The sequence below is a fragment of the Bergeyella anatis genome (genome assembly GCF_036016955.1).
Classification (GTDB): domain Bacteria; phylum Bacteroidota; class Bacteroidia; order Flavobacteriales; family Weeksellaceae; genus JAYWXI01.
Genome location: NZ_JAYWXI010000004.1, coordinates 1 through 5,215 on the forward strand (window position 1 = coordinate 1; position 5,215 = coordinate 5,215).

Consider the following 5,215-nt stretch of genomic DNA (forward strand, 5'->3'; position numbering starts at 1 on the left):
ATTCAGAGTGAGAGAAAGGGGGACATTGTCTCTCTTTCCTCTCTGAAAAATAAATGTTTTTATTGCTTATTATCCGCACCCAAAAAGTTGCATTTATAAGTTGAATTCAAGGATTATTGATGCTGGATCATTTTCAAATCACAATTTCCCATCAGCTCATTCAGTGGTTGATGGGGAATAATGTGGTGGTTATCAGTTGCGATGCCCATCATTTACCTCACGGCATCATGTTGCCTTTGCATGGACACTCCGAATATTCCGAACGGGTAAAATATCAGCTTGAAGCCAGCGAACCGCTAAAGAAAAACCTTTGGAAGCAAGTTGTTGAGAGTAAAATCAATAACCAATCGGAGGTTTTAAGGCGTTTAGGAAACTACTACGAACCTATGCTGGAGTACAAAGAACAAGTGAAAAGCGGAGACTCTACGAATATGGAGGGCATTGCGGCACAGCATTATTGGAAATATTTAATTGCCCCTGACTTTTTAAGGGAACGATTTGGCGATTCGCCTAATCAATTTTTCAACTTTGGCTATGCGGTGCTGAGAAGTATTGTAGCAAGAGCAATCGTAGAAACGGGGCTGTTGCCTGTATTGGGGATTTTTCATAAGAGCAAATACAATCCTTACTGTTTGGCCGATGATTTAATGGAACCTTACCGTCCGTTTGTAGATTCTTTGGTAATGGAATGGTTAAGAAATCACCCTGAAAGCGAAGCGTTAACCAAAGAGTTTAAAGCATTTATGCTAAATATAGCGACTTTAGATGTGAGAATTGAAAATAAGCTAAGACCTTTAATCGTAGCTGTAAAAACGAGTGTAGTTTCCGTTTATAAATGTTATACCGGAGAAAAAAGACAAATAGCTGTACCAGAGTTTTATGAAGTTTAATCGTTTTAATGCTTACAGGGTTATGTGGGTTATGGTATTATATGATTTACCAACAGAAACCAAAGCGATGCGGAAAGCGGCTCAGCTATTCCGAAAACGGCTTGAAGACGATGGGTTTAGTCTTTTCCAATTTTCCATTTATATACGGCATTGCCCTAGCCGAGAAAATGCAGAGGTGCACATCAAAAGAGTAAAATCGATCCTTCCCAAGCATGGCAAGGTCGCTATCATGAGTATTACGGATAAACAGTTTGGAGCTATTGAAATTTTCTTTGCGAGAGCTAAAGAAGAACCAAAACCGACCTATCAGCAATTGGAACTTTTTTAGAAACAGAAAAAAGTCTTTATCTGGAATAACAATAGGCAATAAACAGCGAAAATCCAATCCTATAAAATCGCAAAACCCATTGTTTTTCAATGGGTTTGTTTTTTGAGGTTGCGAACTATCGCGAAAATAATAATTCTGAAAGCAATTCACAACGACGGAATGTGACATCCAACAACGCCAACTGTTGCGAACTATCGCGAAAATAATAATTCTGAAAGCAATTCACAACTGGTGGAAAAAGCCTTTGGAGACTTAGAAAGTTGCGAACTATCGCGAAAATAATAATTCTGAAAGCAATTCACAACAAACCCAAAGAAAAAGAGACGCGTCATTCAGTTGCGAACTATCGCGAAAATAATAATTCTGAAAGCAATTCACAACAATCCAGAATTACACGTTCAAGGCGTGCTAGTTGCGAACTATCGCGAAAATAATAATTCTGAAAGCAATTCACAACAAAAGGCTAAGCAAAAAGAACTTTTAAAAAGTTGCGAACTATCGCGAAAATAATAATTCTGAAAGCAATTCACAACGCGGCTACCTCGCGGGTTTCTGCTTGATCGGTTGCGAACTATCGCGAAAATAATAATTCTGAAAGCAATTCACAACGATTGTATAATTGGGATTGACCCGGGAGCGGTTGCGAACTATCGCGAAAATAATAATTCTGAAAGCAATTCACAACATTAAATTCTTTTGTTATCCTATCGTATAAGTTGCGAACTATCGCGAAAATAATAATTCTGAAAGCAATTCACAACGAATGTAATGCGTGGCCAGTAATTGAATCTGTTGCGAACTATCGCGAAAATAATAATTCTGAAAGCAATTCACAACCATGTTGAAGTTGTTCCGTCACCTGCCTCCGTTGCGAACTATCGCGAAAATAATAATTCTGAAAGCAATTCACAACAAAAAAACGGCATTCCTTTTTTTGTCCCTTGTTGCGAACTATCGCGAAAATAATAATTCTGAAAGCAATTCACAACGCATAATTGGAATTCTATTCGTAACTTTGTGTTGCGAACTATCGCGAAAATAATAATTCTGAAAGCAATTCACAACAAGATTGGGCTACACTTATATTTGTGCTAGGTTGCGAACTATCGCGAAAATAATAATTCTGAAAGCAATTCACAACTTGAAAAATGGAATTTGGAAGATACAGCCGGTTGCGAACTATCGCGAAAATAATAATTCTGAAAGCAATTCACAACATAGCGCCCTGAAGTGATTGCATTATGTTGGTTGCGAACTATCGCGAAAATAATAATTCTGAAAGCAATTCACAACTTATCTTGCTTGAATGTCTCTCGGGCAGTCGTTGCGAACTATCGCGAAAATAATAATTCTGAAAGCAATTCACAACGACCAAATTAGAAATGAATTAGTGCGTTATGTTGCGAACTATCGCGAAAATAATAATTCTGAAAGCAATTCACAACCCTATCTTCCTCCTGAAGCTGAAGGAGATTGTTGCGAACTATCGCGAAAATAATAATTCTGAAAGCAATTCACAACCTGTAGAAGTTAGACCTATTGAGATGGAGGGTTGCGAACTATCGCGAAAATAATAATTCTGAAAGCAATTCACAACTAACATTCGATCAGAAATTTTTTGCTATGGGTTGCGAACTATCGCGAAAATAATAATTCTGAAAGCAATTCACAACGTTTGGCTGGATAAATATTTTACCAGGAATGTTGCGAACTATCGCGAAAATAATAATTCTGAAAGCAATTCACAACCAAGCTGCTTCCCTTCGTTTAGTGTGATATGTTGCGAACTATCGCGAAAATAATAATTCTGAAAGCAATTCACAACTTTTATCGTGTTATGTCAAAAACTTCGACTGTTGCGAACTATCGCGAAAATAATAATTCTGAAAGCAATTCACAACGTCCTATCCGCAGAATAGCTATACTTTTGAGTTGCGAACTATCGCGAAAATAATAATTCTGAAAGCAATTCACAACAAAAAAACGGCATTCCTTTTTTTGTCCCTTGTTGCGAACTATCGCGAAAATAATAATTCTGAAAGCAATTCACAACCTAGCGGACAAAAAAAAGTTACAAATTAATGTTGCGAACTATCGCGAAAATAATAATTCTGAAAGCAATTCACAACTCGTCTGCATCCATCCCTAGTTCCATTCCTGTTGCGAACTATCGCGAAAATAATAATTCTGAAAGCAATTCACAACCCTATAGGCTTGGTTAGTTTAAAACACTTCGTTGCGAACTATCGCGAAAATAATAATTCTGAAAGCAATTCACAACTACAGTCTAAATAACTCTTTAGAGGTATATGTTGCGAACTATCGCGAAAATAATAATTCTGAAAGCAATTCACAACATGATATTATAGAGCAATTTACAATCTATTGTTGCGAACTATCGCGAAAATAATAATTCTGAAAGCAATTCACAACACCATATTCCTTGCATTTTTCGCCAAGAGCGTTGCGAACTATCGCGAAAATAATAATTCTGAAAGCAATTCACAACTGCGACCAGCATCACGATTTTAATTTGATAGTTGCGAACTATCGCGAAAATAATAATTCTGAAAGCAATTCACAACATACCCTTGATGAAAACGTTTAATTTCTGTGTTGCGAACTATCGCGAAAATAATAATTCTGAAAGCAATTCACAACACCATATTCCTTGCATTTTTCGCCAAGAGCGTTGCGAACTATCGCGAAAATAATAATTCTGAAAGCAATTCACAACTGCGACCAGCATCACGATTTTAATTTGATAGTTGCGAACTATCGCGAAAATAATAATTCTGAAAGCAATTCACAACATACCCTTGATGAAAACGTTTAATTTCTGTGTTGCGAACTATCGCGAAAATAATAATTCTGAAAGCAATTCACAACGCGTAACAATTTTTGCAGCAGGGAACTTAGGTTGCGAACTATCGCGAAAATAATAATTCTGAAAGCAATTCACAACGTAAATTTGAAGAAATGAAAGCTGGGGGGGGTTGCGAACTATCGCGAAAATAATAATTCTGAAAGCAATTCACAACAAAAAGTATGAACGGTATTATTGACCATTTGTTGCGAACTATCGCGAAAATAATAATTCTGAAAGCAATTCACAACTTGCAAGGAAATATATATGCTGAGGCCGCTGTTGCGAACTATCGCGAAAATAATAATTCTGAAAGCAATTCACAACGCAAACGAGATTGTAAACAAATTCAACTCTGTTGCGAACTATCGCGAAAATAATAATTCTGAAAGCAATTCACAACGCCCTCGAAATCATCATCCGAATAATCGCAGTTGCGAACTATCGCGAAAATAATAATTCTGAAAGCAATTCACAACATTCGACATCAGTACCAAGGATAGATTTTAGTTGCGAACTATCGCGAAAATAATAATTCTGAAAGCAATTCACAACATAGCCAAGTTCACATAAATCAAACTCATTGTTGCGAACTATCGCGAAAATAATAATTCTGAAAGCAATTCACAACTGTCGGGCTTAGAACCTCTTAACTCTTTTAGTTGCGAACTATCGCGAAAATAATAATTCTGAAAGCAATTCACAACAAGTTGCTTTTTTAGATTTGATAAAAGGTTGTTGCGAACTATCGCGAAAATAATAATTCTGAAAGCAATTCACAACCAGAAGAAGATTATCAAGATTAAGGTAAAAGTTGCGAACTATCGCGAAAATAATAATTCTGAAAGCAATTCACAACTAAAAATCCTGGAAAAAGTAACAGGGTTATGTTGCGAACTATCGCGAAAATAATAATTCTGAAAGCAATTCACAACAATGGCAGTTTTTTCTTTTTTTCTGTTTTTGTTGCGAACTATCGCGAAAATAATAATTCTGAAAGCAATTCACAACAGCCAACGACGGATTGAACATTTTTTGTATGTTGCGAACTATCGCGAAAATAATAATTCTGAAAGCAATTCACAACATTTTTAAAGCATTAATTGGAATTTCTATTGTTGCGAACTATCG

1 protein-coding gene, 1 pseudogene and 1 CRISPR repeat array are annotated in these 5,215 nt (G+C 36.3%); the gene and the pseudogene both read left to right on the forward strand.

The features are described from left to right. Positions 1-110 precede the first annotated feature (110 nt). Positions 111-890: pseudogene (gene cas1 / locus VQ048_RS03785) on the forward strand (type II CRISPR-associated endonuclease Cas1); the annotation flags it as partial. After that, positions 880-1,218 carry a CRISPR-associated endonuclease Cas2 gene (gene cas2 / locus VQ048_RS03790; RefSeq protein WP_327610358.1) on the forward strand — a complete coding sequence of 113 codons (339 nt, stop codon included), beginning with the start codon at positions 880-882 and terminating at the stop codon, positions 1,216-1,218. The pseudogene cas1 and the gene cas2, both read left to right, overlap by 11 nt. A gap of 107 nt (positions 1,219-1,325) precedes the next feature. Then, positions 1,326-5,171: a CRISPR direct-repeat array (repeat unit 46 nt; unit sequence GTTGCGAACTATCGCGAAAATAATAATTCTGAAAGCAATTCACAAC). Positions 5,172-5,215: the final 44 nt, after the last annotated feature.